23 protein-coding genes are annotated in these 23,747 nt (G+C 75.2%); 17 read left to right on the top strand and 6 right to left on the bottom strand.

Going from position 1 to position 23,747, the window contains the following annotated elements; translation table 11 throughout:
- The first annotated feature begins 293 nt into the window (after positions 1–293).
- Positions 294–767: a hypothetical protein gene (locus G1H19_RS15425; RefSeq protein ID WP_152727329.1), complete on the top strand. Its 474-nt coding sequence runs from the start codon at positions 294–296 to the stop codon at positions 765–767.
- A 40-nt stretch (positions 768–807) separates the two neighbouring features.
- Here the strand turns inward: G1H19_RS15425 and G1H19_RS15420 are convergent, their stop codons facing one another.
- The gene (locus G1H19_RS15420; RefSeq protein ID WP_152727328.1) at positions 808–2,085 is read right to left on the bottom strand and encodes an MFS transporter; all 1,278 of its coding nucleotides are present in this window, start codon (positions 2,083–2,085) and stop codon (positions 808–810) included.
- Entirely contained in the window at positions 2,082–3,500 is a 1,419-nt protein-coding gene (locus tag G1H19_RS15415) for a M20 family metallopeptidase (RefSeq protein ID WP_152727327.1), read from the bottom strand. The genes G1H19_RS15420 and G1H19_RS15415 overlap by 4 nt, the downstream gene beginning before the upstream one ends.
- Positions 3,501–3,610: 110 nt before the next feature.
- On the opposite strand from G1H19_RS15415, the gene G1H19_RS15410 reads away from it, so the two are divergent.
- Positions 3,611–4,507 (top strand): LysR family transcriptional regulator, encoded by an 897-nt coding sequence (locus G1H19_RS15410; protein WP_152727326.1) that lies wholly within the window; start codon positions 3,611–3,613, stop codon positions 4,505–4,507.
- Positions 4,508–4,538: 31 nt separating this feature from the next.
- Here the strand turns inward: G1H19_RS15410 and G1H19_RS15405 are convergent, their stop codons facing one another.
- Complete coding sequence (locus G1H19_RS15405) at positions 4,539–5,237, bottom strand: hypothetical protein (protein WP_152727325.1); 699 nt, start codon at positions 5,235–5,237, stop codon at positions 4,539–4,541.
- Between the two features lie 284 nt (positions 5,238–5,521).
- On the opposite strand from G1H19_RS15405, the gene G1H19_RS15400 reads away from it, so the two are divergent.
- From G1H19_RS15400 to G1H19_RS15345, 12 genes are all read left to right on the top strand, one after another.
- Positions 5,522–5,779, top strand: coding sequence for a type II toxin-antitoxin system Phd/YefM family antitoxin (locus tag G1H19_RS15400; RefSeq protein WP_152727324.1), 258 nt, complete (start codon positions 5,522–5,524; stop codon positions 5,777–5,779).
- Positions 5,776–6,201, top strand: a complete 426-nt coding sequence (locus tag G1H19_RS15395) for a type II toxin-antitoxin system VapC family toxin (protein WP_162392371.1) — start codon at positions 5,776–5,778, stop codon at positions 6,199–6,201. The genes G1H19_RS15400 and G1H19_RS15395 overlap by 4 nt, the downstream gene beginning before the upstream one ends.
- A complete protein-coding gene (locus tag G1H19_RS15390) occupies positions 6,198–7,658 on the top strand; it encodes a DUF2397 domain-containing protein (protein ID WP_162392372.1) in 1,461 nt (486 codons plus the stop codon). Before G1H19_RS15395 ends, G1H19_RS15390 begins: the two co-directional genes overlap by 4 nt.
- Positions 7,655–8,887: a TIGR02678 family protein gene (locus G1H19_RS15385; RefSeq protein WP_152727322.1), complete on the top strand. Its 1,233-nt coding sequence runs from the start codon at positions 7,655–7,657 to the stop codon at positions 8,885–8,887. The genes G1H19_RS15390 and G1H19_RS15385 overlap by 4 nt, the downstream gene beginning before the upstream one ends.
- On the top strand, positions 8,884–12,954 hold the full coding sequence (locus G1H19_RS15380) for an SbcC/MukB-like Walker B domain-containing protein (RefSeq protein WP_152727321.1): 4,071 nt from the start codon (positions 8,884–8,886) through the stop codon (positions 12,952–12,954). Before G1H19_RS15385 ends, G1H19_RS15380 begins: the two co-directional genes overlap by 4 nt.
- Positions 12,951–14,171 carry a TIGR02679 family protein gene (locus G1H19_RS15375; protein ID WP_162392373.1) on the top strand — a complete coding sequence of 407 codons (1,221 nt, stop codon included), beginning with the start codon at positions 12,951–12,953 and terminating at the stop codon, positions 14,169–14,171. The genes G1H19_RS15380 and G1H19_RS15375 overlap by 4 nt, the downstream gene beginning before the upstream one ends.
- Before the next feature lie 888 nt (positions 14,172–15,059).
- Positions 15,060–15,500 carry a hypothetical protein gene (locus G1H19_RS22670; RefSeq protein ID WP_202925782.1) on the top strand — a complete coding sequence of 147 codons (441 nt, stop codon included), beginning with the start codon at positions 15,060–15,062 and terminating at the stop codon, positions 15,498–15,500.
- A gap of 402 nt (positions 15,501–15,902) precedes the next feature.
- On the top strand, positions 15,903–16,115 hold the full coding sequence (locus G1H19_RS15365; RefSeq protein WP_152727320.1) for a hypothetical protein: 213 nt from the start codon (positions 15,903–15,905) through the stop codon (positions 16,113–16,115).
- Between the two features lie 165 nt (positions 16,116–16,280).
- On the top strand, positions 16,281–16,859 hold the full coding sequence (locus G1H19_RS15360) for a DUF6318 family protein (RefSeq protein WP_152727319.1): 579 nt from the start codon (positions 16,281–16,283) through the stop codon (positions 16,857–16,859).
- Between the two features lie 77 nt (positions 16,860–16,936).
- On the top strand, positions 16,937–17,773 hold the full coding sequence (locus tag G1H19_RS15355; RefSeq protein WP_152727318.1) for a PKD domain-containing protein: 837 nt from the start codon (positions 16,937–16,939) through the stop codon (positions 17,771–17,773).
- Positions 17,774–17,821: 48 nt separating this feature from the next.
- Positions 17,822–18,229: a hypothetical protein gene (locus tag G1H19_RS15350; protein WP_152727317.1), complete on the top strand. Its 408-nt coding sequence runs from the start codon at positions 17,822–17,824 to the stop codon at positions 18,227–18,229.
- 240 nt (positions 18,230–18,469) lie between these two features.
- Entirely contained in the window at positions 18,470–18,619 is a 150-nt protein-coding gene (locus tag G1H19_RS15345) for a hypothetical protein (RefSeq protein ID WP_162392374.1), read from the top strand.
- A 25-nt stretch (positions 18,620–18,644) separates the two neighbouring features.
- Here the strand turns inward: G1H19_RS15345 and G1H19_RS15340 are convergent, their stop codons facing one another.
- Positions 18,645–19,178 carry an NUDIX hydrolase family protein gene (locus tag G1H19_RS15340; protein ID WP_152727316.1) on the bottom strand — a complete coding sequence of 178 codons (534 nt, stop codon included), beginning with the start codon at positions 19,176–19,178 and terminating at the stop codon, positions 18,645–18,647.
- A gap of 43 nt (positions 19,179–19,221) precedes the next feature.
- Positions 19,222–19,821 (bottom strand): LysE/ArgO family amino acid transporter, encoded by a 600-nt coding sequence (locus G1H19_RS15335; protein ID WP_235927932.1) that lies wholly within the window; start codon positions 19,819–19,821, stop codon positions 19,222–19,224.
- A gap of 157 nt (positions 19,822–19,978) precedes the next feature.
- On the opposite strand from G1H19_RS15335, the gene G1H19_RS15330 reads away from it, so the two are divergent.
- Positions 19,979–20,191, top strand: coding sequence for a hypothetical protein (locus G1H19_RS15330; protein WP_152727314.1), 213 nt, complete (start codon positions 19,979–19,981; stop codon positions 20,189–20,191).
- A 130-nt stretch (positions 20,192–20,321) separates the two neighbouring features.
- On the opposite strand, the gene G1H19_RS15325 is transcribed toward G1H19_RS15330, so the two are convergent.
- The gene (locus G1H19_RS15325) at positions 20,322–20,915 is read right to left on the bottom strand and encodes a hypothetical protein (protein ID WP_162392375.1); all 594 of its coding nucleotides are present in this window, start codon (positions 20,913–20,915) and stop codon (positions 20,322–20,324) included.
- Positions 20,916–21,079: 164 nt separating this feature from the next.
- Between G1H19_RS15325 and G1H19_RS24625 the strand changes: the two genes are divergently transcribed.
- Together G1H19_RS24625 and G1H19_RS15315 are read left to right on the top strand one after the other, a co-directional pair.
- Entirely contained in the window at positions 21,080–23,113 is a 2,034-nt protein-coding gene (locus G1H19_RS24625) for a sensor histidine kinase (protein ID WP_152727313.1), read from the top strand.
- The gene (locus G1H19_RS15315; protein WP_174278070.1) at positions 23,110–23,739 is read left to right on the top strand and encodes a response regulator; all 630 of its coding nucleotides are present in this window, start codon (positions 23,110–23,112) and stop codon (positions 23,737–23,739) included. The genes G1H19_RS24625 and G1H19_RS15315 overlap by 4 nt, the downstream gene beginning before the upstream one ends.
- Positions 23,740–23,747: the final 8 nt, after the last annotated feature.

The raw sequence follows: 23,747 nt of genomic DNA, 5'->3' as shown, positions 1-23,747 counted from the left end.
AGCAGCACGGCCTGCGTCGAACGAGTCATCGGGCATCCCGGATGAGTCAGGTGCGCCGTCCTCCCGCGGCGGACGCCGATAGAGCGGTACGAGACCGCATCGCACCGCATCCACGTACCACGGGGGACGACATGACCACACCACCCAGCCAGCCGCAGCCTTGGGACGCGCCGCCGGCCTGGAGCCCGCCCACGGCGCCGATGGCCCAGCCGTCCTGGGCACCGCCGCCCGGCGGCCAACCCCACCCCGGGCACGGCCAGTGGCCGGCACCCACCCCGCCGAAGAAGTCTCTGGTGAAGCGACCCGGCTTCTGGGCGGTGGTCGCGATCGTCGTCGCCATCGGTGCGGCGGGCAACGCCGGCAAGGACGACGCGAGCACGGCCACCGCGCCGGCGCCGACCAGCACGGTCGCGTCGACCAGTGCACCTGCTCCCAGCACGCCCGCTCCCCTGCCGCCCGCGCCGACCAGCCCGGTGGCCGTCGCGCCGCCGACCGTCGTGCCCGCACCGACCACCGTCGCGGCACCCGTCGTCGACTTCCTCATGCCCGACCTGGTGGGCCTGGACCTCCAGACCGCGCAGAACGTGATCCAGACCAACGGCGTGTTCCTGTCGCTGTCGCACGACCTGCTCGGGTCGCGGGCGCAGCTGCTCGACTCCAACTGGATGGTCTGCGACCAGAACATCGCCGCGGGCGAGCGGGTCACCGGCGAGGTCGAGGGCACCATCGACCTCGGCGTCGTGAAGCGCGAGGAGCCCTGCCCCTGATCGCCGCAGCCGGCGCCCGCCCGGCCACCGTCCCCGACCGTCAGTCGCGCTGCGGCTGGCGGTTGCGGCAGGCCCACACCGCGGCCAGGCTCGCCACGGCCGCGACCATGACCCAGAACGCCGGCGCCGCGGCCGTCCCGGTGGCGCCGAGCAGGAACTGCGCCACCAGCGGCGTCGCCCCGCCGAACACGGCGACACCGATGTTGTAACCCACCGCCATCCCGGTGGCACGCACCCGCGTCGGGAACAGGTCGGCCATCAGCATGCCCAGCGGCCCGTAGTAGGCGCCCTTGAGCAGCGCCATCAGCCCGACCACGACCACCAGCACGCCCAGCCCGGGCGTGGAGACCATCAGCGCGAACAGCGGGTAGATGAGCAGCAGCGTCGCCGCCGCGCCGGGCAGCATGATCCGCGTCGGGCCCGACCGGTCCGACAGGTGACCCGACAGCGGTGACACCACCAGCAGCACCAGCCCGCCCACCAGCGTGGCCACGAACCCGGCGGAGTCGGCCAGGCCCAGGGTGTTGATCGCGTACGTCGGGATGTAGCTGATCATGTAGTTCAGGCAGGTGGTCACCGCCAGCGCGCCGATGGTCAGCAGCACCGCCACCTTGTGCGCGGCCAGCACCTCCCGCACCGGGGTGCGCGGCTCGGTGTCGGCCTGCGCCGCGGCGGTCGGCTCGGCCTCGGGCACCCGCCGGCGGATGTAAATGCCCACCGGCCCCACCAGCAGGCCCACCGCGAATGGGATGCGGAAGCCCCACGACTGCAGCGCGTCGTCGCTCATCAGCGTGGTGAGCAGCGTGCCGATCACGGCGGCGAGCAGCGAGCTGACGGCCTGGCTGGTGAACTGCCAGCTGGCCGCGAACCCGCGCCGGTGCGGCAGGTGCTCGACCATCATCGCCGTGGCGCTGCCGAACTCCCCGCCCGCGGCGAAGCCCTGCACCAGCCGCGCCACCAGGATGCCGATCGAGGCCCACACCCCGATCGAGGCGTACGTCGGCATCACCACGATCATCAGCGTGCCGAGCACCATCAGCGCCAGCGAGAGCGACAGCGCCGGGGTGCGCCCCACCCGGTCGGCGTACCCGCCGAGTACCAGTGCCCCCACCGGGCGGATCAGGAACGACACCGCGAACGTGCCCAGCGCGAGCAGCAGTCCCACCGCCGGGTCGCTGTCGTCGAAGAACGCCCGCGACACGTACACCGCGAAGAACGCGTAGACCGCGATGTCGTACCACTCCAGCGCGTTGCCCACGCAGGCCGCGGCGATCACCCGCGTCGGGCTCGGTGCCGGTCGCGTCCGCACGTCGCTCATCGCGTGTCCTCCTGGTCGTCGAGCGGGGACGGCGGCCAGGTCGGCAGCTCCCCTAGGTCCCACCACAGCCCGGCCATGACCAGCAGCGACTCCCGCACCAGCGCCGCGGGCAGGTGCTCGTCCGGCGCGTGCTGAGCGCACCCGGGGTAGGAGTGCGGCACCCACACCGTCGGCAGCCCGAGCACCTCGACGAACGGGTTGTTCGGCAGCGACCCGCCCAGGTTGGGCAGCAGCGCGGGCGCCGTCCCGGTGCTGCGCCGCAGGCTGGCCAGCGTCCACGCCACCCACGGGTCGTCCGGGTCGAGCCGGGTCGGGGCCATCGTGTGCTCCACCTCGACGACGACGTCACCGAAGCCCTCGGCGTCCAGGTGCGCGCGCACGGCGCCGCCCACCCCGGCCACGTCGGTGCCGACGACGCAGCGCAGCTGACAGTGCGCCCTCGCTGACGGCGGGATCGCGTTGACCGGGGCGTCGGGGTCACCGGCGGTCATCGCCAGCACCTCCAGGGTGTTCCAGCCGAACAGCCGCTCGCTCGGCGTGAGCCCCGGCTCGCCCCAGTCGGGGTCCAGCGCGGGGCTGTCCGGGCCCTGGTCGACCGGGACGTCGGCCAGCGCGGCACGCACCGCGTCGGGCAGTGTGGGCGGACGCAGCGCCGGCACCCGCAGCGCGCCGCGGGCGTCGACCAGGCTCGCCAGTGCGTGCGCCAGCCGCAGCGCCGGGTTGACCAGCACCCCACCCCAGTTGCCCGAGTGGTGCGCCTGCGCCCGCGGCTGCACCCGCAGGGTCAGGTTCACCGAGCCGCGGGTGCCCAGGAACACCGTCGGCCGGTCGGCGGCCACCCGTGGGCCGTCCGAGCCGATCAGCAGGTCGGCGGCCAGCAGCTCGCGCTCGGCGGCGCACAGCTCGGCCAGACCCGGGGAGCCGGACTCCTCCCCCATGTCCAGCAGCAGCGTCACGTTGTAGCCCAGCCGGCCTCCGCGGGCGGCGAGCACCTGCTCCAGGGCCAGCAGGTTCACCGTGTGCTGGCCCTTGTTGTCCGCCACGCCCCGGCCGTACCAGCGGCCGTCCTCGACGGTCACCTGCCAGGGGTCCAGCCCGGCCCGCCACTGCTGCGGGTGCGCGGGCTGCACGTCGCCGTGGCCATAGGTGAGCACCGTGGGCAGGCCGGGGTCCTCCACCCGGGTGGCCACCAGGAACGGGTGCCCTGGGGACAGCGGGTTCTCCAGCACCGTCGCCGTGAAGCCCATCGCCTCGACCGCCGGCACGATCTCCTGCGCCAGGTAGGCCCGGAGCGCACCGGCCCGCTCCGGTACGGCGCTCTCGGTCGGGTGAGCCACCCGCCGGCGCAGCTGCTCCAGGAACTGCCCGGAGTCGAAGGTGGCCACGGCGCCGTCCAGGGCTGCACCACGGGTCATGCCCGACGACCCTGCGGCGTCCTCCCGCGCCGGGCAAGACCCCGCCCCCTGCCGATGCGTTGTGCAACCGTTGCCGGCGCGGCAACGCCGCAGCTCAGTAGGGTGAGCCGGTGCCCCTCGTCGACCCGGCGCTCAGCTACTTCCTCGCCGTCTACGGCACGTCGTCGGTCAACGAGGCCGCCCGCCGGTTGTTCGTCGCGGCGTCGGCGGTCAGCCGCCAGCTCGCCCGGCTGGAACGCGAGGTGGGCGCGCCGCTGTTCGAACGGCAGGCCACCGGCGTGGTGCCCACCGCGGCCGGGCACGCCTTCGCCGGCTACGCCCGGCGCGCGGTCGCCGAGGCCTCCGCCGTGGTCGAGGAGGTGCAGCAGCGCCGCTCGACCGGACCGGTGGTGCGGCTGGCCGCCAGCGACGGGCCGGGCCACGACCTGGTGCCCCGCGTCGTCGCCGCCACGCGGCAGCGCTCCCCCGCCGTGCGGTTCGCGCTCACCCTCACCGCGCCCGGGGCGGTCACCCAGCGCGTGCGCGACGGCGCCTGCGACCTCGGGGTCACCTTCACCCTCGCCGCCGACCCCGATGTGCGGGTGCTGCACGCCCAGCCGGCACCGCTGGTCGCCGTCGTGCGCGCGGACTCCCCGCTGGCCGGGCGCGCCTCCGTGGCGCTGACCGAGCTGGCCGGCCACCCGCTGGTGCTGCCGCCGACCTCGACCACCAACCGGGCCCTGGTCGACCTGGCCGGTGCCAGTGCCGGCTGCGTGCTGGAACCCGCCTTCGTGTGCGACACCTCCACCGCCGCACTCCGCTTCGTGCGCGACGCCGGCGGGGTCGCCGTGCTCGGCCGGGTGTCGCTGTCGAGCGCGGCGGACGGGCTGGTAGCCGTGCCGCTGGACGGCGCGGAGCTCTCCCGCCGCTCGCTGCAGGTGCAGGCGCAGGCCGGCCGGCAGCTGCCCCCGGTGGTGCAGCGTTTCGCCGACGACCTGGCCCAGGCCCTGGCCGCGACCGACTGCTGAGCGCCGGCGGCAGGACGCCCGCTGACGACGGTCAGCCGGTGGTCGCCCAGTCGGAGCCGGTGAACGGCGGGGCACCGGGATCCGATCGACCCTCCAGCCGGACCAGCAAGCGCAGACGGGCGCCGACCTCGGGCCCGTTGACGCGCAGCACCATCACCCGAGCGCCCTCGACAGCATGGACGTAGTCCAGCAACGCGTCCGGGACGTACCCGAGGGGCTGACCTCCGCCGTCGACGATCAGCAGGGCGTGCGGGTTGCTGGCGTTCCCGGGCTCGAGCCGGATACCGAGCACCTCGCCCGTGGACAGCCTCCCGGCCCGCTCATCGGCGCCCGGCACGAAGCGCATCCCGTGCACGAGGAATGTGCAGTGCGTGTACCCGTCGGAGGCGACCTCCGGGACGGGCAACAGCATGATGCCGTCGCCGGCCCGCTGACCTCCCGATCGGGCCAGGACCTCCAACGGGGTCACCTCGTCGGAGAGGTCCAGGGCCGCCAGGAACATCGGGTGCTCAGGCCGCCGCGGATCCATGATGCGTTCGGCGAACAGCGGGAAGAGGCCCTCCGACCGGTAGACGCGCCCGCTGTCGGACAACCCGAGGAAGGCGCGGAATCCGTCTCGCTCCACCGCCGATCGCAGGTACTGGAAGGTGTACTCGACCGTGGCGTCCTGCACGGAGGCCCCGAGAAAGCCCACCGGCCGATAGAAGCCGGCAGCATCCTTCTCGGTCACCAGAAGTCGACGGTGAGTGACTTCGGCGGAGGGGCGGGCCGCAGCGACGTCCTCAACAGACATCAAGCACCTTCCTCCGGTTGATCGCCAACAACTGCTCGCAGAAGCTACGAGCACGGGCTGACATTCTCGGGATGCCTGCCAACTGGGCTCCGTAGTCCGCAGGCTCCAGGTCGGACAGCCGGGACCACGCCCTGGCAGGCACAGACCCGGGTGTTCTCCCATGGACATCACTGCTCGACGTGGCTACTTTCAGGTTCACGATCTAGCCACCAGGAGGCGGGATGACATCGGTGGGCATCAAGGAGCTCCGCGACGGGCTGAGCCGGCACCTGGCCGCTGTCCGGGCCGGGCACACGGTCACCATCACCGACCACGGCCGCCCCGTCGCGCGGATCGTCCCGATCGACCAGCCGACGACGCTCGAGCGGCTGATCGCCGAGGGCGTCGTCCGACCGCCACGCACCCCGAAGCGCCCGGCACCCGAGCCACTGGACGTCGGCGTCTCCCTGTCGGACCTGGTCGCCGAACAGCGCAGGTGATCGTCTACCTGGACACGTCTGCCCTCATCCCCCTGCTCGTCGCCGAGCCGGCGAGCGCCGGCTGCCGCCGGATCTGGGACGCGGCCGAGACGGTCGTCTGCTCCGAGCTCGGCTTCGTCGAGGCGGCGGCTGCCCTTGCTCAGGCCCACCGGCTGGGCAGGCTGTCCACAGCCGAGCGCACATCGACGCTGCGCGGACTGGACGAGAGGTGGGACCAGATGGTGGCTCTGCCCGTCGACATGCCGCTCGTCCGTGCCGCCGCTGGGCTGGCGGTCGAGCACGGGCTGCGCGGCTACGACGCCGTGCACTGCGCGATGGCTCTCTCCCATGCCGATGCCGGCATCGTCGCCGTCAGTGGGGACAGGGCACTGCTCGATGCATGGGAGACGAACGGCCTGACCGTCGTGGACACGAACGCATGACAGCACCCGACGACGCCACGACCCGCCTCACGTTGTACCGGTACGTCAGCGGCGCCGAGCAGACCGTCGAGTACCTGGCGGTCATGAGGCTGTTCAGCTCCGGCCTGCTCATCGACCTGTCCGCCACCGAGATCACCGACCGGCTCGGCGGGCAGCTCGACGTCGACACCGTCGAGGACCGCTGCGACCAGCTGGTCCGCTGGGGCAACCTGGTGCGCTCGGTCCGGGACGCCCGGGTGCGCACCATCGCCGACTGGCAGCGCGCCCGCACCCGCTACCAGATCTCCAAGCTCGGGGGCCGGGTCCACCGCCAGGTCGAGGAGCTGCTGGCCACCACCGAGGGCGCCCGCGAGGTGGCCCGCGAGCTGCTGGCCGGCACGGCCGACCGGCTGGTCCTCATCCGCCGGCTGGCCACCGCCGAGCCGGCCGACCCGGAGAAGCTGGCCGCCGAGGTCACCACCCTGTTCGGCAACCAGCGCACGTTCCTGGACAGCCTGGCCGACTTCTACGCTTACCTGGCCACCGTGCTCAGCCGCTACGACCTGGCCGGCGAGGAGTACGCCACCTTCAAGGGCGTGCTGCTGGACTACGTCGACCTGCTCGGCTCCGACGTCGGCCGGCACGCCCCGCTGGTCGTCGACGCCCTCGCCGAGCTGCAGCCGCACCTGCCCGCCGTCCTGGCCCGGCTGGCCACCCTGCCCGGCCTGGCCGGCGGCACCGCCGTCGAGCGGCTGCCGGGCCGCACCGGACGCGACTGGGCCGAGTTCGGCTCCTGGTTCACCGACGGGCACGGCCGGTCCGGGCCCGAGCGGCTTCGCTCGGCCGCCGAGCAGGCCCTCGGCCAGCTGCTGACCAACGCCAAGCGCATGGTCTCCTCCGCCGGCACCGGGCTCTCCCGGCGCGACGACCTGCTGCGGCTGGCGTCGGCCTTCAGCGCCTGCGACGACGAGACCAGCCACCGGCTGTGGGCCTCGACGTTCGGTGCCGCCCCCGCCCGGCACCTGTCCCTGGGCATCGAGGACGATGACGGGCACATCCCGCCGTCGACGTCGTGGTGGGACGCCCCGCCGGTCGACGTCCCGGTGACCGTGCGGGAGCAGGGCGATCGGACCGCCCGGGGTCGCTCGGGCCGGGTGCCCGACCCGGGCCTGGACCGGGCCCGGCTGCTCGCCGAGGCGGAGGCCGAGGCCGCCGCCCGGCGCGCCGCAGCGGCCGAGCTCACCGCCGCCGGGAGGCTGCACGGCGCCCGGCTCTCCCCCGCCGCCCGCGACCTGCTGCTGGACCAGCTCGCCGCGGTCGTCGCCGTCGACCAGCTGCTGACCGGTCCCTCCCGGCGCTCGGACGCCGACCTGGGGCTCACGCTGCACGTCGAGCCCGGCCCGGACACCGTGGTCGACTCCAGCGACGGCCGGACGACCGTGCACGGGCTCTCCCTGTCGATCACGGTGGGCACGTGAGCCGGTCCGCCGTCACCACCTCCGACCACGACGCCGCCGAGCGCCGGACGGCCGCCCGGGCGCTGCTGGCGACCCCCGTGCTCACCACCGCGCGGCACCCGGAGACGATGCGACTGGTCCGCCGGCACGCAACCGGGCTGAGGGTGCTGTTCGCCACCCAGCTGGGCTACCAGCTGGTCGTCGAGTCGACGTTCGCCCGCCTGCTGAAGACCCCGCCCGCACCCGGGTTCCCCGCCGCCCCCGCCCGGCGCGCCGACCGGACCCCGTTCACCACCCGCAGCTACGTGCACCTGTGCCTGGTCGGGGCTGCGCTGCTGGCGCCGTCCTCCGGTGAGCAGGTGCTGCTGAGCTCGCTGATCGAGCAGGTGCGCGCCGACGCCGCCGGCCTGGGCCTGGACATCCCCGACACGCTCGCGGAGCGCCGGTCACTGGTGGCCGCCCTGGACCTGCTGGTCCGCTGGGGCGTGCTCACCGAGACCGACGGCAGCACGAGCAACTGGGCCGAACGCAAGGACGAGGCCCTGCTCACCGTGCACCGCCCGCTGCTGCCCCACCTGCTCACCGGCCCGCTGCCCGCTCAGCTGGACGCGCCGACCCTGCTCGCCGGGACGGCGGACGACCCGCCGCGCCGGCGGCTGCGTCGGGTGCTCGCCGAGCACCCCGTCGTCCCGCGGGAGACCCTGGACCCCGAGACGGCCGACGTGCTGTCCCGGGAGCGCCGCGAGCTGGCCCGTCAGCTCGACGAGGCCTTCGGCCTGGTGCTCGAGACGCGCGCCGAGGGCGTGCTCGCCCACGACCCGGAGGCCTCCCTGAGCGACCTGACCTTCCCCGGCACGGGCACGGTGCCGCAGGCCGCCCTGCTGCTGGTCGAGCACCTGGTGATCGAGCACCTGCCCGACCCCGATGCCCGCGACGCCACCGGTGCGCACCCGGCGTCGGTGGCCGTGCCGTGGGCGGCGGTCGACGCCGGGCTGGCGCACCTGCTCGCCCGCTACGGCCGCGGGTGGGAGCGGCGGCTGCGGGAGGACCCACCCGCGCTGCGCGCCGCGGTGCTGGACCTGCTCACGTCCCTGTCGCTGACCAGCGTCACCGGCGACGGCGTCCTGCTGCACGCCGTCGCGGCGCGCTACCGGACCGAGGTCACCCACCACCGCGCCGCGGCGCGACCCGAGCCGCCACCGGTCGACGAGCCGGGCCTGTTCGACCTCGACCCGGAGGGGTCGGCATGACCGCGCGGTGGCGGCTGCACCGGGCGGGCATCCAGAACGTGTGGCACTACTGGGACACCGAGTTCGTGCTCACCGGTGGCCGCATGGTGCTGCGCGGCACGAACGGGTCCGGCAAGTCTCGGGCCCTGGAGCTGCTGCTCCCCTTCCTGCTCGACGCCGACCGGCGCCGGATGGACTCCAGCGGCTCGGGCCAGGTCGCCCTCGACCGGCTGATGCGGGTGGGTGGGCCGGAGTCCGGCAACCGGGTCGGCTACCTGTGGCTGGAGCTGGCGCGCACCGACGGCCGCGCCGAGCCCACCGGTTTCCTCACCCTCGGCGCGCACCTGCGCTGGTCGTCCGGCGCGGGCACCGTGAAGGTGCACTGGTTCACCACCGAGCGCCGCGTCGGGCACGACCTCCCGCTGCTCGACGCCGACCGGCACGCCCTGCCCCGCGACGACCTCGCCCGCCTCATCGGCCCGGACCAGGTGACCGACTCCGCCGACACGCATCGGGAGCGGGTGCGCCAGCAGGTGTTCGGGCTCACCGACGCCAGGGCCGAGGAACGCTTCGACGGCCTGACCCAGCTGCTGCACACGCTGCGCTCCCCCGACGTCGGCAACCGGATCGACGAGGGCCGGCTGCCCGCCCTGCTCTCGGACGCGCTGCCGCCGCTGTCGCAGGCCACGCTGGACGCCGCCGGCGCCAAGCTCGACGAGATCTCCGAGACGCGCGCCCTGCAGGACCGGCTCGAACGCGGCGTCACCGACCTGGAACGGTTCCTGGCCGCCTACCGCCGCTACGCCCAGGGCGAGCTGGGGGCGGCGACCGCCCGTGCCCGCACCGCGACCCGCGAGCGCGTCCGCGCCGAGCGTGCCGCCCGCACCGCCGAGGAGGCCCGGGTGCAGGCCGAGGCGGACGCGGCCGGCGCCGCCAGCGCCCTCGGCGCGGCCACCGAGCACCTCACCGAGGTCGAGGCCACCCTGCGCGGACTGTCCGAGTCCGCCGAGCACCGTGACCTGCTCGAGCGGGCGCGCACCGTGGCCGCGCTCCGCCGGACCGCGGAAGGGGCAGCCGGACGGGCCGTCTCCGCCCGGGCCGCCGAGGACACCGCCGCGGCGGCCGTGGTGGGCGAGACCCGCGATGCCGCCGAGGCCGCCGCCCGCGCCTCGGGCCAGCTGACCACGCTCGCCGAGCAGTGCGCGGCCGCGGGCCTGCCCGATGCGCTGCCGACCGGGCTGCCCGCGCGGGTGGTCGACGTCCCTGGGGCCGGTGACGCGGTACGCCTCCGTCTGGACGCCGACCCTGAGTCGTTCCGCCGCCCCACACGCGCCGGCCTCGACCTCGGCGACGTCGACCCGGTCGCGGTTCAGGCCGGCGCCAGCGCCGTGCGGCAGGCCGCCGCGGAGCGCCGCCAGCTGCTCGACCTGCGGGTGACGGAGACCCGTCGGCTGTCCCGGCAGCTCGTCGAGGTGCGGGCCGCCGAGCAGCGGCGGGACGAGGCGCAGGCCCGGGTCCGGGACGCCACCGCTCGACGCGGAGCGGCCCGGGAGACCGTCCGGTCGGCGGCCGACGATCTCCGTGCCCGCTGGCTCGGGTGGGTCCAGACGCCGGAGACGACGCTGCACCTCGACGGCGTCGACTGGGACGCGACCGCCGTCGGCAGCTGGCTCGCCCAGCCCGCACCCGACGAGGAAGTGGACGGTTCCGCCCTCGACGGTCTGGACCGGGCAGCCGCGGACGCAGCGCGCGGTGCCACCGAGCGCCTGCTCACCACGCGCACCGAGCTGCGCCAGCAGCGCGCCGGGCTGGAGCGCCGCGCCGACGAGCTGGCCCTCCGGCGAGCGGACCTGCTGGCCGAGAAGGACCCCGAGCCCGACCGGCCCGGGTGGGTCGGCGCACCGAACGGGGTCGCGCTGTGGCGGGTCGTCGACTTCGCGGCCGGAACCGGGCCGGACGACCAGGCCGGCGTGGAGGCGGCGCTGATCGGATCAGGGCTGCTGACCGCCGTCCTCACGCCCGACGGTGCGGCCAGCGCCGGGACGGGTGACCTGCTGGTGGACGCCGCCGGACCTCTCGCCGGGCGCCCACTGACCGAGGTGCTCGTCCCCGACCCGGGCAGTGGTGTGACCGTCGAGCAGGTGACCGCGGTGCTGTCCCGGGTCGCCTGGGACGACCGGTCCGGCACCTGCTGGCTGCACCCCGACGGCAGTTTCCGGCTGGGCGTGCTCACCGGCCGGCATGCGGTCCCACACGCCCGGCACATCGGCTCCACCGCTCGGGCACGGCACCGCAGCGAGCAGCTGGCCGCCCTCGAGCGGGAGCTGCGGGAGGTCGCCGAGTCCGTCGCCGGGGTCGACGACCTGCTCACCGCCCTGGCCGACGACCTGGCCGGGCTCGACCGGCTGGTGGCCACCGCGCCGCGCAGCGGGGACGTGCGCGACGCCCTCGCCCACCGACGCAGCACGGAGCGGGAACTGGACCGGGAGTCCGACGCCGCTTCCCGCCTCGAGCGGGCCGCGGCCGAGGTGCGCGTGGCCTGGGACGCCGACCAGCAGCGGCACGTCGACGCCTGCGCACGGCTCGGGCTGACCGCCGACGAACCGGTGCTCACCGCGGCCCGGGACGGTGCCGGGCAGGCCGTCGCCGCGGCCACCGCTGCGGGGGCGGGCCTCGCCGAGCTGATGCGCGCCCTGGGCCGTGTTGCGGCTGCCGGCGCCCGCGCGGACGCCGCCGCCGCCGAGCGGAGGAACGCCGAGGCCGGGGCCGAGCGGGAGCGCGCCGTCTGGCACGAGGCGGCGACCGCGCTGGCGGCCGCGGAGCTGGCCGCCGGGCTGGACGCGGACACCGCACGCGCGGAGCTGCGGGCCGCCGAGCAGGCGGTCACCGCGGCCGACGAGGCCGTGCGCGGCGCCGAGGCGCAGCGGCTGGCGACCTACCGGACCCAGATCGAGGCCCAGGCGCAGGCGCGCACCGCCGAGGACGCCGCCTCGGCGGCCCGCGCGGCCGCCGACACCGCGGAGCAGTCGCTGCGCTCCCTCGCGGGCCTGCCCGGGTTGGCCGAGAGCGCGGGCCTGGGCAGCGTGCCCGTCGACGGCCCGCTCGTCGACGTGCTGCTCGCCGGGCTGCCCGATCCACTGCCCGAGCCGGACCTCGACGGCTACCAGCGGGCGCTGCGCGAGCTGGACAAGCGGCGCGACCCCGCCGACTACGACCTGCTGACGTCGGTGGTCGACGGGGTCAACCTGGTCGCCATCGCCGAGGCCACCGGACGGCGCACCCTCCCGGCTGCCGTGGCCGAGCTCGTCCGGCGGCGGGACCTGGGTCGGATCGCGCTGACCGAGCGGGAGCAACGGGTGTTCACCACCTTCGTGCTCGGCTCGGTGGCCGACGAGCTGCGCCAGCAGCTGCTGTGGTCGACCCGGCAGGTGGAGCTGATGAACGAGCGGCTGGCGGGCATCCGGACCAGCCACGGCATCGGGGTGGAGATCCGCTGGCCGCTGGCCGACGACGCGGGTGGGACGGCGGCCCGGATCGAGCAGCTGGTGCTGACCCGGGCCTCGGCCCGGTCGGCCGACGCCAACGCCGAGCTCACCGACCTGCTTCGGGCGCGGGTGGAGGAACAGCTGCGCACCGACCCCGCGCAGGGCTACGCCACCGCGCTGCGCGCGGCGCTGGACCACCGGTCCTGGCACACCGTCGACGTGTTCATCCTCGGGCCCGGTGCCGGGGAACGGCGTCGGATCAGCCGCCGTGCCCGCCTGTCCCAGGGCGAGACCCGGGTGGTCAGCTACCTGGCCCTGTTCGCCGCGGCCGACGCGTTCTTCACCGGGCTGCCCGACGACGGCGCGCTGCGGCTCATCCTGCTCGACGACGCCTTCGCGAAGGTCGACGAGCGCACGATCGGTGAGCTGATGACCCAGCTGGTGCGCCTGGACTTGGACTTCGTGATGACCGGTCACGCCCTGTGGGGCTTCGGGCCCGGCGTTCCGTCGCTGGACGTCTACGAGGTGCGCCGGGCCGAGGGCACGTCGGCGATCACCACCCGGGTGCACTGGGACGGCACCACCCGGCACGTGTTCACGTGAGCGAGCCACTGTGGGCGGAGCTGGCCGATCCGGCGCTGGGCCCGGTGTGGTCCGCCGTCCGGCGCCGGGTGGAGGCCACCGGGCTGCGTCCGGTCGGCACGGTCACCGTCGCGCTCGACGACACCGCCGCGGACCTGCTCGGCGGGCTGCTCGGCCGGCGGGTGCTGCCCGGCCGGCGGCAGGTGGTGCTCGCCGACCTCGACGCGGCACTGCGCGCATCGCCGGCCGCGGTCGGGCTGGTGGAGGTCACCGCCCGGCTGCTCGGTCCGCTGCGCGACCGGGTCGCCGAGCGTCAGGTCTCCACCGACGCGCGGCGGGGAGCCGAGCACGGCTGGGCGGCGATGCTGGCGGCGGCCGGGCTGAGCGAGGAGCCGTGGGCACCGGAGTGGACGGCGGGGCTGCGCGCAGCCGGGCTGGTCGGTCCGTCGTCCCAGGAGGCAGCTCGGATCGCGGTAGGCGCCGTGGCGCTGGTGCTCGCGGACCCGTCCCCACGGACCCTCGGGGAGCTGGCTGCCCTCGTCGCCGGCGACGCGCACGGCCTGGACCCCGGCCGGCGGGCCGGGGTGATCGCCCTGCGGGGACTGGCGGCGGCGCGTGGCGAGCCGGCCCCCACCACCGCGGGCGAGCGGACCCGGTCGTGGTCGCTGGCCGGGGTGCGCACCGACGACGTGTCCGGGACGGTCCTCGTCCTGGGGTGGCAACCGCCCGGGGCGGACCGGTGGGCAGGCATGATGCGCGATCGGGCGGACCTCGGGCTGCCGACCCACGTGACGCTGCGGGAGCTGTGTGCCGCGCCCACCCCGTGGGCCGGCGCCGACGACGTCGTGCACGTCTGCGAGAACCCGCAGGTGGTGCAGGCCGCAGCCGACCGGGGGGCACCCGGCCCGCTGGTGTGCCTGCAGGGCAACCCGTCGACCGCCGGCGCGCTGCTGCTGGACGGCCTGCTGGCAGCGGGAGCCCGGGTCCGCTACCACGGTGACTTCGACTGGCCGGGACTGGCCATCGCTGCCCGGGTGCTGGCCCGCGGCGCGGCACCGTGGCGACTCGGCCGGGCCGACTACCTGGCTGCCCTGCCCGACCGCGGCGTCGGCGTGACACTGACCGGCAGCGCCGTCGCCACGCCCTGGGATCCCGGGCTGCAGGCGGCGATGGCCGAGCGAGGTGTGGCGGTGCACGAGGAGGCGGTGCTGACGACGCTGCTCGAGGACCTCGCCTGACCGCTGCCGGGTCGTCGTCGGACAGGCCCGGAGCACGGGACCGGCCCGCCGACCGTGCGATGCGCACACCGCTGACACCGCTCCCTGGGTGCGCGGCGGTGGCCGAGCTGGTGCCGCCGGGCCGACGCGCCTCGCACAGGACTGCACGTGACGACCCGCTGAGCTGAGAGTGCATCGGGCGCCGGCCGGGCGGCGGGTCGACGTCGACGACGCCTGGATCGCGGCCTGGTCCGGCTGCCGTCGATCGTCACGGCACCACGCTGCCCACCCGATGTGCGGACACCGGCGGCCGTACTTCGCACATCACCGGACAAGTGCGGATGAGCTCGTCCGGTGATCGCAGAAGGCGCGGTGTGGCCGTCGATCGGTGGCCGCGGCGTGCCCTGGCGCCCCAGCCTGCCCGACGACGTCGTGCCATGCGCCGTCCGGCTGCGGCACGTGGGCCCTACCGGGCTGCCGTCGTCCCGGATGTCTCGCGGCTGCACCCGCCCTGGACCTCGCGACCGCCCGGGCCGCGGACGAGGCCGTCGCCGAGATCGCCCGCTTCGACAGCCGGATCGGCACGGACCTCGCCGCTTTCGGGTCCATCCTGCTGCGCACGGAGTCCGCGTCGTCGTCCCGGATCGAGCGGCTGACCTCGGGCGCCAAGGCCATCGCCGTCGCCGAGCTGGGCGCGCCGTCCACCCGGAACGCCGGGTCGGTCGTCGGGAACGTGCGCGCCATGCAGGCCGCGCTCGCGCTGTCCGACGCCCCGACCGCCGACTCCGTCCTCGCGATGCACGACGCCCTGCTGCGCGAGGTGGAGCCGGCCATCGCCGGCGCTGGCGCACCGGCCGAGCACTGGCACACGCCCTGCTCCGCCATCACGGGGTCACCCGGTCGGTCACCGTGCCCGTCTCCGCCGGCCTGCTCGCCGACGTCGACGGGGACTTCGCCGCCCTCACCGCCTACCGCGCCGGCGACCTGACACCGATCGTGGACAGTTTCACGCAGGGGACGCTCACGGCCATCACGAACGCGGCGCGCCTCGTCGAGGAGCTGCGCACGATCCGGGCCGGCTGGGACGCCGCCGTGCGCGCCCGCTCCGGTGCCGGCGCCTGGCGGGTGGCCGACCTGCTCGTGCGGCAGCCCGTGCTGGGCGCCGCCACGATCGCCCGGGAGGTGGGCATCCCCGCGCAGAACGCCGTCCGGGTGATCGAGCCGCTCGTGACGGCCGGGGTGCTGACCGAGTTCACCGGCCGACGGCGGGACCGCAGGTGGCAGTCCTGTGAGGTGCTGGACGCCCTGGACGCCTTCGCCGCGCGGGCCGGGCGCCGGACGACGGGCTGACCCGCGGCACGGGCGACCGTGGCGTCGACGTTCCCGCGGGAACGTGCCCGGTGCCGCGCCACAGACCGGATCAGCTCGACGAGGGCGACAGTCGTCTCGGCCCGGAGCTGCGCGAGGGTCGATCCGGGCCTGTGGACAACCGGAGCGGGGACCGGGCCTCCTCGGCCAGAGTGCTCGACCATGACCACGCTCCCGCACCCCACCACCCCCGTCACCTCCGACGCCGAGCTCGCCGCGCGCTGAAAGGGGCTGCTGCAGCTGGACGGTCCGCCGTCCGGGCGCACGCTGTTCCTCAGCTGGCTGCGCGCCGACGGCACCGCCGTACCCCTGCTGATCCCGCTCGAGGACCTGCCCGTCGAGCCGGACCGGGCCGCGCTCGCGCACCTCGTCGAACTCCACACGATGATCGCCGAGTCCGAGGACGTCGACCCGGACGAGCTGCACCTGGCGATGTGCCTGGAGCGGCGTGGTCCGGCCGGTCCCTCCCCCGACGACCACGCCTGGTCCTCGGCGGTCGAGGCGGTGCTGCGGGGCGGGGTCGGTATCGACTGCAGCCTGCACGTCGGGAACGGCCGGACCGCGGTCGCCGTGCTCGGCCGTGCGGACTGGCCGTGACCGGCCGGACGCCGCCCTCCGCTGAGTGGGTGCGGGCAGGGCGCCCGATCGGGTGAACCTGGCGGCGTGAGTCCACAGCCTGCAGGTGAACGGCCCGGACCGAGCGCCGGCGTCCGTAACCTGCCCGGAGGACTGGCCGGAGACCGAGCACCGGGAGAGCACCTGATGACGCAGCGCGGCACGGCACGGGCAGCGGCGACCCTGCTCCTCGGCATCGCACTGCTGGCGGGGTGCTCCACCGAGCAGCAGGCCAGCCAGACCCTGCCGGAACCGACCACCGCCGAGGCGACACCCACGCTCACCGCCCTCGGACCACCCGACTTCCCGATGCCGGCCGAAGCGCGGGAGCAGACCCCGGAGGGCGCGGCGGCCTTCACCACGTACTACATCGAGCTCTACAGCCGCACGCAGCAGACGTTGGACACGCAGTACATGCGGGCGCTCAGCGCAGGCTGTACCTCGTGTGACCAACTGATGAGCTTCATGGACGGCGCAGTGGCTCAGGGCCAGAGCCTTCGAGGCGGTGAGACCGAGGTCATCGCGATGTCCGATCCGGCGGTGAATGGCGCCACTGCCGATGTTGCGTTCTCAGTGGACCAGGCGCCTCTGGACATCGTCGATTCCGCCGGGAACGTGATCGACGGAATGTCGTACGCAGGCTCCAACAACCCGAGCAGCGGCGCCATCCTCGCGTGGGACTCTGCCCGATCCACCTGGATCATGCAGCAGCTGGACATCGGATGAGGCGGCTGCTTGTCGTTGCCACGTTGATGCTTGCTCTTGCAGCATCGGATCCCGCGACGGCGCAGGCGGTTCCACAGTTGCCATGTCCCAATTTCGACTGCCTCAAGAAGCGGGTCACGGGCGGCAGCATCTACCTCTCAGCGGAAGACGTCACGCCCGCCAGCGACGGCATGCGCCGTGCCAGCAACAGTCGCTCTCCTGGCCCGGCCCTCTACCGCTGGCGGTTGGCGTCGCCCTGCCAGATCCGCGACGAGACGGTGGGCGCGTGCACGCCGGCGGACTTCGTCGACTGCCCGGACGTCCCCGACCGCGTCGTCGTCTACTACGTCGTGCAGCGCCAGCGACTGGCCCAGGCCGACGGCACACCCGTCGACGGCACCCTGCCACCCGACGGCGGAGCCCCCGGTACGCCGTACGGCCCTTGGATCGGCGACGGCCAAGGCTGTATCGACGTCACCGACCTCAACCCACCACCGTCCCCCGACGAGGTGTTCCGCTACTTCCAGGAACTCCCCCTACCGGAGCTCACCGCCCAGCAGCAGCCACCCGGCAACGCCCTCGTCGGACTCCCGGTCATCTTCTACACCACCGACCCCGCCACCCAGACCTACACCGTGGACATCCGCGGCTTCACCGTCACCATCCTCGCCACCGCCCGCACCTACACCTGGCACACCGGCGACGGCACCGACCTCACCAGCACCGACCCCGGCGCGCCCTACCCCGACCAGACCGTCACCCACGACTACCGCGCCGGCACCTACACCGCCTCCCTCACCACCACCTGGGGCGGCACCTACACCGTCGACGCCGGCGCCCCCGCCGACGTCCCCGGCACCACCACCACCGACGGACCACCGACCACCTTCACCGTCCTGCAAGCCCGAGCCGTCCTCACCGACCCCTACGACTGACAGCGAGGCGACGACCACCGAGGGCCGGGCGACCGTAGGCTGCGGTCCGTGTCCGTAGCGGTGGCCCTCGCCCGGCTGACGGCTGCGGCGGATGACGGCAGCCTGGCCGACCTGGCACGGGACTGCCGAGCCGAGCTCGTCACCGTCTTCGGCAGCGCCTTGCGGGACGCCGTGCTAGCCAGGGACATCGACGTCGCCGTCTCGTTGCCCCACGGCAGTAGGACCCTGCTCGCGCTGCACGGAGCACTCGCCGACCTCACCGGCAGCGATGCCGTCGACGTGCTCGTCCTGGACGGCGCGGGTCCCACCGCACGCTTCGCGGGCCTCGTCGGGGCCCAACCGCTGTACGAGGCGCGACCCGGCTTGTTCGCGACGACGCAGATGGCCGCGGCGCTCGAGTTCTACGAGACGGCATGGCTTCGCGACCTGGACCTTCGCCGGATGGCTGGTCTGTGACGCCGCGCAGGCTGGACACCGGTGTGGTGCACGCCCGGCTGGCTGCACTGCAGGAGCTGGTCGACGCCCTGCAGGTGATCGCAGATGTCGACGGCCACCGGCTGCGCGCCGACGTCGTCGTCCGCCTGGCCACCGAGCGTGCACTCACCGCCGCGGTCGACCTGGTCGTCTCGGTCTGCGGCCACATCGCCGCGAGCACCGCAGCGATCGTGCCGGACACGTACCGCGAGGTCGTACGTCTTGCCGGTTCGACTGTTCGTGCTGCCGGTGCTGCTCGGCGACGGCACCCGGCTGTTCAGCCACCCCGGGGGCCAGCAGGTGCAGCTCGAGCGGACCCGGCTCACCGAGCTGACCCACTCCACCGCGATGTGGTTCCGCGTCGTCCGCTGAGCAGGGCCCCGGCCACCGGGTCGGCTCAGACCCCCAGGTGGGCCAGGGCCTGCAGCAGCAGGTGGCTCTGCCCGTTGGCCAGCTCGGCGAGCACCGTGGGCTCGCGCACCTCCAGCGGGGAGAACCAGGTGAGCTCCAGCGCGTCCTGCTGCGGTGCGCAGTCGCCCTCCACCGGCACGACGTAGGCCAGCGACACCGCGTGCTGGCGCGGGTCGTGGAACGGCGTGACGCCCGGGGTCGGGAAGTACTCGGCGATGGTGAACGGCTGCGGCGCCGGCGGCACCCGGGGCAGCGCCAGCGGGCCGAGGTCCTTCTCCAGGTGCCGCAGCAGCGCCGCCCGCACCCGCTCGTGGTAGAGCACCCGCCCGCTGACCAGCGACCGCTTGATCTGCCCGTCCCCGCCGACCCGCAGCAGCAGCCCGATCGCCGACACCGTGCCGTGGTCGTCGACCCGCACCGGCACCGCGTCCACGTAGAGGATGGGCAGGCGCTCGCGGGCGGAGTCCATCTCCTCCCGGGAGAGCCATGAGGTGCCCGATGCCGTCGTCAGCTCCGTCATGTGCACTGTCTATCCGACGCCGCGACGCCGGCGGTCCGCCGGGTCAGCCGACCAGCAGCGAGGCCGCGATCCCGGTCAGCAGCACCGCCGTCACCAGGTCCAGCACGCGCCAGGCCGCCGGGCGGCTGAACAGCGGCAGCAGCACCCGCGCTCCGAAGCCCAGCGCGGTGAACCAGACGACGCTGGCCAGCACCGCGCCCGCTGCGAAGGGCCAGCGCTGCTCACCGTGCGCCACGGCCACGCCGCCCAGCACCAGCACGGTGTCCAGGTAGGCGTGCGGGTTCAGCCACGTCACCGCCAGGCCGGTGCCGAGCACCGACCACCGGCTCGCGCCCCCGCCCGCCGCCACCGACGCCACCGGCACCGGCCGGGCCACCCGCCGCAGCGCCAGCACCGCGCACCCGAACAGGAAGCAGGCCCCGCCCACCCGCAGCACGGTGACCAGCCACGGCGCGCCTGCGATCACCGTGCCGGACCCCACCACCCCGGCGGAGATCAGCGCGAGGTCCGACACCGAACACAGCACGACGACGGCGCCCACGTGCTCGCGCCGCAGCCCCTGCCGCAGCACGAACAGGTTCTGCGCGCCGATCGCCACGATGAGCGACAGCCCCAGCAGCAGACCGGGGACGACGGCGATCACGGGTGCCTCCAGACGAGGTGGTGGGGTGGTCCGAACGCTGCTCCGCCGCGCCGGCGCTGCCATCGGCGCAGCCACCTACCGGACCTCGGGGCCAGCACCGAGAACCGGTGTCCCGGCTCGGTCACGACCGGGCCGGTGACTGCCGAGGAGGACGTGCGTGAGAACCCGATTCGGCTCGCACGGGGACGACCCCGCCGCCGACGACGCCCTGGAGAGCTGGATCCGCGACCTCGGCACCGCCGACCCGGACGGCTCCCCGCCCGCCGAGCACGACGCCCCGGAGCACGACTGCGCGGTCTGCTGCGGCACCGCGACCGGTGAGATCTGGTTCGGCCCCGGCGGCAGCCTGCCCGGCCGGCTCAGCGCCTGACCGGACCACCCACCCCGGCCGGCCCCAGCCCCGGCCGACCCCAGCTCCGCGCCGGGTCGGGCTCCGTGCCGGGTCCCGCTCCGTGCCGGGTCCGGCTCCGTGCCGGGTCCGGCTCCGTGCCGGGTCCGGCTCAGCCCACCGGGACGGCGGTGCGGCTGCGCCGGCCGGTGACCAGCGCCCAGCCCAGCACGCTGTACCCCAGCGCCGCGGCCACCTCCAGCACCGCGGCCGGCCAGGCGTCCGTGACCACCGCGACCACCACGACCAGCACCGTCGCCAGTGCGAACGGCAGCGGGAACCAGCGACGCCAGCCGGTCCACCGGCGGGCGGTCAGCACCGTGACACCCAGGCCGAGCAGGCCCAGCTGCTGGGCCAGCCCACCGGCCGGGTTCAGCGGGTTCTCCTCCGCGGCCACCGACGTGAGCGCCTCCACCGGCACCGCCGCGGCCAGCAGCACCCAGCCGGCGGCGAGGAACAGCGGCCACACCCGGGCGACCGGGCCGTCGCCCCCCGGGCGGTCGCGGTACAGGCCGACCGCGAGCACCGCGTGCCCGAGCATCGCCAGCACGATCAGCGTCTGCTCCACGGCCACGTGCGCACCGGGGTCGCCGAGCCGGAAGTCCCCGATCCGCTCCCAGCAGACCATCGCCGCGTAGAGCAGCCCGGCCCCCACCCCGACCCACCCGGGGTCGAGGGCCGGTCGGGCGGTGTGGGGGTCGGTCATGGCGTCCTCCTCGGGCGGTGCCGGCCTCGTGCCGACACCGCCGAGCCTGGACAGCCGGCGGCGCCACCGGCAGGGACCGCGCTCCCGGCCCGACGGGAGGGTCTTCCCGCCGGACCGGGAACAGATCCCTGCCACGGGCGGTCGCGGTCGGCCACGATGACGGCGTGCCCCACCCGACCCCCGATGACGACGACACGCGAGCGCACCGGCGCGCGCCGGTGGCCGCCGCCGCGGTGGCCGGGCTCGACGTCGTCCTGCTGCTGGGCTCGGTGGGCACCTGGCTGGTGCGGCAGGTGCCGCTGGCGCGGCTGACCGAGGACTACCTGATCGGCAACGCCGCGATCGGCACCGGCTTCGCCGTCGGTGGGGCGCTGATCACCCTGCGGGTGCGGCGCAGCGTCGTCGGCTGGCTGATGCTCGGCGCCGGCACCCTGTACCTGGTCGCCACCGCGACCGGCACCTGGCTGTACCAGCGGCTGGACGCCGGCCTGGACGGCGCGGGCACCCGCGCGCTGGCCGCCGTCCACCTGGTGGTGTGGATGCCGGCGATCGCGCTGCTGGTGCCGCTGGCCGTGCAGCTGTTCCCGACCGGCCGCCCGCTGAACCGCGCCTGGACGCCGGTCGCGGTGCTGACCGTCGTCGCCGGCGTCGGCTTCAGCGTCGGCTGGGCGCTGGACCCGGTGCTGATGACCGGCCTCGGCCTGGCCGACGACGGCCCGCTGGTGGACGACGTGCCCCGCTGGGTGCGCACCGCGGTGTCGATCGCCTCGCTGGCCGGCGCCAGCATCCTGGCGTCGCTGCTGGCGCCGGTGGTGCGGCTGGTGCGCCGGCCCGGCGAGGAGCGGCTGCAGGTGCTGTGGCTGGTCTGGGCGGTGGTGGTCGCCCTGGTCGTCGCGGTGCCCAGCTCGGCCGCGGACGTGCCCCCGCCGCTGGTGCCGCTGGTCGTCCCGCTCGTGCCGCTGGCCATGACCGCCGCCGTGCTGCGGCACCGGCTGTACGGCATCACCGTGGTGGTCAACCGCACGCTGGTGTACCTGGCGCTCACCGCCACGCTGCTGCTCACCCACCTGGCCGTCGTGCAGGGAATGGCCGGAGTGCTCGGCAGCGCCGGGGCCGCCCAGGTGCTGGCCACCGCCGTGGTCGCGGTCGGGTTCGCCCCGGTGCGGGCGGTGCTGCAGCGGGCGGTGGACCGGTGGCTGTTCGGCTCCGGCGCCGACCCGTACGGCGCGCTGTCCGACCTGGGCCGCCGGCTGCAGTCGTCGCTGTCGCCGGAGCAGGTGCTGCCCGCGATCGCCACCACGGTCGCCGACGCCCTCAAGCTGCCCTACGTGCAGGTGCGGGCCGGGCGCCCCGGCGACCAGCCGCTGCGCACCGTGGAGCTGGGCACGCCCACCGGGCCCACGGCGGAGTACCCGCTGACCGACTCCGGTGCCGTCGTGGGTGCCCTGGTGGTCGCCGCGGACGCCCGGCCGCGCGGGCTGGGCGGGCCCCGGCACGAGCTGCTCGCCGACCTGGTGCGGCAGGCCGGCCCCGCGGTGCACGCCGTGGTGCTCACCGAGGAGCTGCAGAGCTCGCGGGAACGCACCATCACCGCACTGGAGGAGGAGCGCACCCGCATCCACCGCGACCTGCACGACGGCCTGGGCCCCGCGCTCACCGGGGTGGTGCTCAAGGCGGAGGCGGCCGGCAACCTGGTGGGCACCGAGCCCGCCCGGGCCGCCGTGCTGATGGCCGACGTCAGCAGCCAGACCCGCACCGCGGTGGACGACGTCCGGCGGCTGGTCTACGGGCTGCGGCCACCGGCGCTGGACCGGCTCGGCCTGCGGCCAGCGCTGGAGGGCCACGTGGACCGGCTCGCCGCCCGGCCGGACGGGCCGCGGCTGGCCCTGGAGCTGCCCGCCGACCTGCCGCGGCTGCCCGCCCCGGTCGAGGTCGCCGCCTACCGGATCGTCACCGAGGCGCTGGCCAACGTGCTGCGGCACAGCGGCGCCGGCACCGCCCGCGCCCGGCTGTGGGTGGAGGACGACTCGCTGCACCTGGAGGTGTGCGACGACGGCCCGGCCGGCCCGGCGTGGGTGCCCGGCGTGGGGCTGGTGTCGATGCGGGAGCGCACCGAGCAGCTCGGCGGCGGGTTCTCGGCCGCCGCGTCGCCCTCCGGCGGCGTGGTCACCGCCTGGCTGCCGCTGGCGCTGCGGTGAGCCCGCCGATCCGCGTGGTCGTGGTCGACGACCACCCGATCGTCCGGGACGGGCTGCGCGCGCTGTTCGGCACGGTGGCCGACATCGACGTCGTCGGGGAGGCCGCCGACGCCGAGGGCGCCCTGCGGGAGGTCACCCTGCTGCGCCCCGACGTGCTGCTGCTGGACGTGCACATGCCCGGCGGCACCGGCCTGGCCGCGCTGCCCCGGCTGCGCGCGGCCGGCCCGGAGACCCGGGTCCTGCTGCTCACCATGGACGACGACGCCGAGACCGTCGCCCAGGCCGTGGCCGGCGGCGTGGACGGCTACCTGGTGAAGGGCGCCGGCCAGGACGAGATCACCCGCGCGGTGCGGTCGGTGCACGACGGCCAGCTGGTCCTCGGCCGCACGGTGCGCCCCCGGGCACTGACCCCCGTCGCGGCCCCGTTCCCGCAGCTGGCCGCCCGGGAGCGGGAGATCCTCGACCTGGTCGCGGCCGGTCTCGGCAACCCCGTGATCGCCGAGCGCCTGCACCTGTCGCCCAAGACGGTGGCCAACTACCTCACCTCGGTCTTCGCCAAGCTGGGCGTGACCGACCGCGGTCAGGCGATCGTCACCGCCCGCGACGCCGGGCTGGGCCGGGGCTGACCCGCCCG

Origin of the sequence: Goekera deserti, from assembly GCF_010685995.1 — a bacterium.
GTDB lineage: Bacteria > Actinomycetota > Actinomycetes > Mycobacteriales > Geodermatophilaceae > Goekera > Goekera deserti.
The sequence above is the reverse complement of the archived record's forward strand: the minus strand, read 5'-3'. Positions and strand labels throughout refer to the sequence as shown.

What these genes read in the sequence shown, in the direction of transcription:
- G1H19_RS15340 (WP_152727316.1), bottom strand. Translation starts at nt 19,178, where the DNA reads ATGACGGAGCTGACGACGGCATCGGGCACCTCATGGCTCTCCCGGGAG.
- G1H19_RS15400 (WP_152727324.1), top strand. Translation starts at nt 5,522, where the DNA reads ATGACATCGGTGGGCATCAAGGAGCTCCGCGACGGGCTGAGCCGGCAC.
- G1H19_RS15365 (WP_152727320.1), top strand. Translation starts at nt 15,903, where the DNA reads ATGATCGCCGAGTCCGAGGACGTCGACCCGGACGAGCTGCACCTGGCG.
- G1H19_RS15380 (WP_152727321.1), top strand. Translation starts at nt 8,884, where the DNA reads ATGACCGCGCGGTGGCGGCTGCACCGGGCGGGCATCCAGAACGTGTGG.
- G1H19_RS15415 (WP_152727327.1), bottom strand. Translation starts at nt 3,500, where the DNA reads ATGACCCGTGGTGCAGCCCTGGACGGCGCCGTGGCCACCTTCGACTCC.
- G1H19_RS15325 (WP_162392375.1), bottom strand. Translation starts at nt 20,915, where the DNA reads ATGACCGACCCCCACACCGCCCGACCGGCCCTCGACCCCGGGTGGGTC.
- G1H19_RS15360 (WP_152727319.1), top strand. Translation starts at nt 16,281, where the DNA reads ATGACGCAGCGCGGCACGGCACGGGCAGCGGCGACCCTGCTCCTCGGC.
- G1H19_RS15420 (WP_152727328.1), bottom strand. Translation starts at nt 2,085, where the DNA reads ATGAGCGACGTGCGGACGCGACCGGCACCGAGCCCGACGCGGGTGATC.
- G1H19_RS15390 (WP_162392372.1), top strand. Translation starts at nt 6,198, where the DNA reads ATGACAGCACCCGACGACGCCACGACCCGCCTCACGTTGTACCGGTAC.